This is a genomic window from Chamaesiphon polymorphus CCALA 037, assembly GCF_003003845.1.
GTDB classification, from domain to species: Bacteria; Cyanobacteriota; Cyanobacteriia; order Cyanobacteriales; family Chamaesiphonaceae; genus Chamaesiphon; species Chamaesiphon polymorphus.
Genome location: NZ_PVWO01000450.1, coordinates 1 through 4,853, shown reverse-complemented (window position 1 = coordinate 4,853; position 4,853 = coordinate 1). Strand labels below are relative to the sequence as shown.

The following is a 4,853-nucleotide window of genomic DNA, read 5'->3' as shown; positions in this document are numbered from 1 at the left end:
CGTCGCGGCGGCAAACGGGATCTGGCCAGTCTGCGGGCAATTCCGTGGGTGTTTAGCTGGACGCAAAGTCGCTTTCTACTGCCTTCTTGGTATGGTGTTGGTACCGCACTTGAAGAATTTGTCGCTGAATGTCCCCAAGAAAACTTCGAGCTGCTCCAAGGCTTCTATCGCAAATGGCCATTTTTCCGGATGGCGATTTCCAAGGTGGAGATGACTATATCCAAAGTCGATCTGCAAATCGCGCGTCATTATATGGAAGAACTCTCGCAACCAGAAGATCGCGAGCAATTTGAAATCCTATTCGAGCGGATCGCTCATGAATATCGACTGGTTAGCGATCTGGTACTGCGGATTTCTGGACACGAACGCTTTCTCGATGACAATCCCGAACTGCAACGCTCCATTCAGTTACGCAATGGTAGCATCGTCCCATTAGGATTTTTGCAAGTCTCACTGCTCAAACGGCTGCGCCAACATGGTGGTGCAGGAATGATTTATTCTCGCTACAGCAAGCGCGAACTCCTCGATGGTGCATTGCTGACAATTAACGGTATTGCTGCTGGAATGCGAAATACAGGCTAGATTGCTGTAGTTTAATACTGACATGAAGGGTGATGTTGGGGAAAAGGGTCATGGGTAAAGGGTAAAGGATAGATGCCATGCCTTTGTTCCTTAATCCTTAACCCTTTCCCCTTAACCCTTTCCCCTTAACCCTTTTCCCTAATTATGTGGTGTGTAACTATTAACTGTTCGGCTGAAGACTGGGCGATTCATGGCACAGCCTTCAAAGATCTCATCGCCAAGTATCCAGCTACGTTGCTTTCATCTAAAAAAATGCACGGCGACGAACGCCGGATTATGCAATACCAAATCGAAGACGTCAGTGATGCTGAAGACTTAACCGAAGAATGCGGGACGATCGAGGGTTTTACAGCTATTTTTGAATCGCTTTAGATTAATTGATAATTGATAATTGATAATTGATAATTGATAATTACCTCTTTGCTGCTATACGATCTTAAAAATTAGGGTAAGGGTAATTCATAAATTACCCTTACCCTAGTTTTTGAGATCGCAATTTATAATTCAAGTCAATAATGCTAGAAATTAATTTAAACCGCTTGCTCCACCGTTGCGGCTACTTTGGGTAGTAATAGCTGATATTTACTCAAAGCTTGACGGGTAGCAGCGACACTACAGGCTAGAGCGATCCGTTCCTGTTGGAGAATGCCGACGATCGTATCGGGATGAGTGCGATCGGTAACGGGTAATTGATGCAATCCTCGGGCATTCATCCGATCGATTGCTGCGGTAATTGGTTCGTCGATATCGGCAAAAAGTAGATGTTTAGTGCAAATACTGCCGACATTATCGATCGACAATCGGCTCGATTGTAAGGAGGCTTCGGCTTGCGAAATTGCTCGACTCAAATCATTGAGCGTAATAATTCCGAGTAACTTATCGCGATCGTCTACAACTAAAGCACTATGACAATTATTTTGAGTTAATTTTAACCCTGCGGCTAGAATATCCAAGCGATCGGATAAACGTAAATAATGAGTGTCCATCGCGTCGCGGACGTGTAAGTTTTGGAGGATATCCAAATCGCGATCGGGTTGCACGCTCAGGGCTAATTTATCTAATTTATCTGGCATTTTTGATTTAGGATTCATCCGTTCGATCGCCCAAATACTCAAACCCACACAAGCCATTACAGGCAGTACGATCCGGTAATCGCGAGTCAGCTCGAACATCAGCAAAATCGACGTTAAAGGTGCTCTGGCACTGCTAGCTAAGACGGCAGCCATGCCGACCATTGCATACGCTGGTGGAGCAGCAATTAGTCCCACCAAACTCGGAAACAGCAACACTAAGGATTTACCATAAATTGCCCCTAAAGTTGCTCCCAAAAACATCGACGGTGCAAACAAACCACCGACTAAACCACTACCCAAACTGACCGCAGTCATCAACATTTTGATTGCCAAAATCGAAACGAGCAAGACCATCGAAAACTGGACATCTTGCAACATCGCCTCGATCGTTTCGTAACCAATTCCAGTAACTTGAGGAAACTTGAGAGCCACAATTCCGACGATCGCACCACCAATTACGGGTGTCAAACAGCGGGGGATTTTACCCAACCAGGCCAAAGAACTGACATTGCCTTGAAAAGCTTCCCTGGCAAAATCGACAGTTTGAGTATAAGCAAAAGCCACCAAACTCGCCAACCCACCTAATAAGAGATACAGCGGTAGCTCGAATAAACTTTTGACCTCATACACGGGTAATGCAAACGCAGGTCGAGCACCCAAACCAATCTGCGCGACTAGAGACGCAACTACCGCTGCTAATACGACTACACTCACCGCTGAAGTTGCAAATGTCGTACCTAACACCAGTTCCAGCGCAAAAAACACTCCCGCGATCGGGGCATTAAATCCGGCGGCAATCCCCGCTGCCGCACCCGCACCGAGCAATAACCGTTGCCGCTCTTGCGAAGCATGTAAAGCCTGCCCCAAAAACATCCCCAGATTTGCGCCAATTTCGACGCTCGGCCCTTCTGGCCCCAAGGAAGCTCCAGTACCCAATGAGACCGAAGCCGCCACCATCTTCACCAGTCCCCGCCATGGCGTCACCTGGCGACCTTCCTGGGTAGCCGCAATCATTGAGTTCATGTTGGGGCCAAAATCTTGCCAGTACCACCGCATGATCCCCACGATAATACCGCCCAGGATCGGTACCAGGGCAAATAGCCAATTTCCCTGAATGTGGAGTAATCCTTTGAGATTATCGACAACCAGTGCATGAGAAGAACTATCGAATGAGTCGATCAGGTAGTGAAATAGAATTACCCCCAATCCTGCTGTGCCGCCAATCAGAACGGATAGCAGCATCACTACTAGACCGGGAGAGCGATCGAGACGATTGAGTTTGATGGTCAGTCGCGAGAGTATGGGTGCCATGGGCGGCACAGAAGATGGCGGAATTACGGTCATGGATAACGCCAGGAATATGAGAAAGTGATTAATTATTGTTAATTAAATTGTAATATTTATTTGGAGCTAATGGGGATCGATTATTGAGATAGGAGTTGGGAGTTGGGAGTTGGGAGTTGGGAGTTGGGAGTTGGGAGACGGGGGGACTGGGGGACTGTGAGTAGAGAACACTTCAGTACCCATTACCCATTACCCATTACCCATTACCCATTACCCATTACCCATTACCCATTACCCATCCACCCCTCTATCCTCGATCGACCGTACCTTCCATCGACGTCTGGATCTCTTGGGTCAGGTCGGTAGTGGCTTGTTTTGCTTGACGGCGACCGCTTTTATAGCGATCCCAATAATCTGAGAGTGGGATGGGATTGCAGATGGTTATCTGCACGCGTCGCTCGCCGATAACTGGTCGGTTGCGGGGCTTTTCACCTTTAATCTGTGCGACCAAATCCCACAGCAATAGTGTCATCTCCGCAAATCGCTCGAGCGTCGGTCTGTCTTTGACATACGAACCAGTTATTGCTAGGAAATTTTCCACAATTCGCATATTCCACATGCGTAAATCGGATTCGGTAGCAATCCGATCGGCTAATTTCAGGCTGACAGGGGATAAATTGTTGGGCAGATTCAACTCTTCTCGATAAATCCAATCCCAACCTGCTTGCTCGATCCGCCGACAGCGATCGATCTTAGTTCCTTGCGGTTCTAGATTGAAATAACTCTCGGATACTTGCAGGGCAAAATCCAACAGATTTTGCAATCTTTGCGAGATCTCCGTTCGCGAAATTGCCTGTTCTAAGGGAGGGCGTTCGGGAATGTGGTATTGGTAGAACTGAGCGTAAAAATTTTCCATTTGATAGAGCAAATGTTGGCTGAGTCGATAAAACCTGTCATAGAGCAACTTGCGTAAAGGTCGTCCATCACTTTGACGAATTGCCACGATCGTATCGCGACGAGAGACTGTCAAACCACATTCCCTCTCTAACTGATGGATCGTTTCTTCGAGCTTCTCCCATGGCTCATTTAGATAGTAGTATTGAATCCCGATCGGGACGACCAAGACATCTTCCTCTCTCCCCGCCGTTACTAAATCCTCTAATGCCCAAAATCCAATTTGAGCGGCTCCTGGCTCTAGCGGACTGACAAGTTCGCTATGTCCATTCGTGCCACCTTCTGGCGCGATCGCTAGCGGCATTTTACCATTGACGAGTAAGTCTCTAGCTGTCTTGAGACCCAAGCGATCGGCTTGACCGCGATGGATCGGAATGCCACCCAATCGCGGATACAACCAACCGACAATCTTCCCCGCCCACCGTGGGATGCCACGATCGTAAACAAAGTGAGCGAATACTGGCGATGTGAGGGCGATTCGATGTCGTCTCGCCGCCGCAGGTAAAATTCTTGTCAACAGATACCCCAAGCAAAATGAGTCATCGCTGCTAGGATGGCGAAATGCCATTATCAAGCGCAATCTGCCCATTTGCGACTGTTTATATACTTCCACCAATCGATCGATATCCGTAACATCGATATCAACAATGTGCAGTTTGTGTTTTAACCAATACGGCAACACCCAAGTGACTAACCGCAACACCAATAGATTCAACTTCGGCGATAGAAATGGTAGCGGTGGTTGAGCTTTGATGATTTGGGGCATGGTGAAATTACTCTCTGACCCAGTAGACGATACCTCAAATTGTAAAATTAATCACCGTATAAATGACTGATTTAGCGGGGAATTGGGAGTTGGGAGTTGGGAGTTGGGAGTTGGGAGTTGGGACTGCGTTCCACAATAAGATTTACCCATTACCCATTACTCATTACTCATTACCCCTTACCCATCCACCCATC

4 protein-coding genes are annotated in these 4,853 nt (G+C 47.4%); 2 read left to right on the top strand and 2 right to left on the bottom strand.

Features of this window, described 5'->3' with window-relative positions; genetic code table 11:
* Both C7B77_RS24120 and C7B77_RS24115 read left to right on the top strand, forming a co-directional pair.
* Positions 1-582, top strand: a 582-nt coding sequence (locus tag C7B77_RS24120) for a phosphoenolpyruvate carboxylase (protein WP_146138487.1), incomplete at its 5' end; no start/stop codon positions are given.
* 144 nt (positions 583-726) lie between these two features.
* Positions 727-954: a hypothetical protein gene (locus tag C7B77_RS24115; RefSeq protein WP_106310902.1), complete on the top strand. Its 228-nt coding sequence runs from the start codon at positions 727-729 to the stop codon at positions 952-954.
* 158 nt (positions 955-1,112) lie between these two features.
* Here C7B77_RS24115 and C7B77_RS24110 read toward each other — a convergent pair whose 3' ends face one another.
* On the bottom strand, positions 1,113-2,999 hold the full coding sequence (locus C7B77_RS24110) for a chloride channel protein (RefSeq protein WP_106310900.1): 1,887 nt from the start codon (positions 2,997-2,999) through the stop codon (positions 1,113-1,115).
* A gap of 247 nt (positions 3,000-3,246) precedes the next feature.
* Entirely contained in the window at positions 3,247-4,659 is a 1,413-nt protein-coding gene (locus C7B77_RS24105) for a 1-acyl-sn-glycerol-3-phosphate acyltransferase (protein WP_106310897.1), read from the bottom strand.
* Positions 4,660-4,853 lie beyond the last annotated feature (194 nt).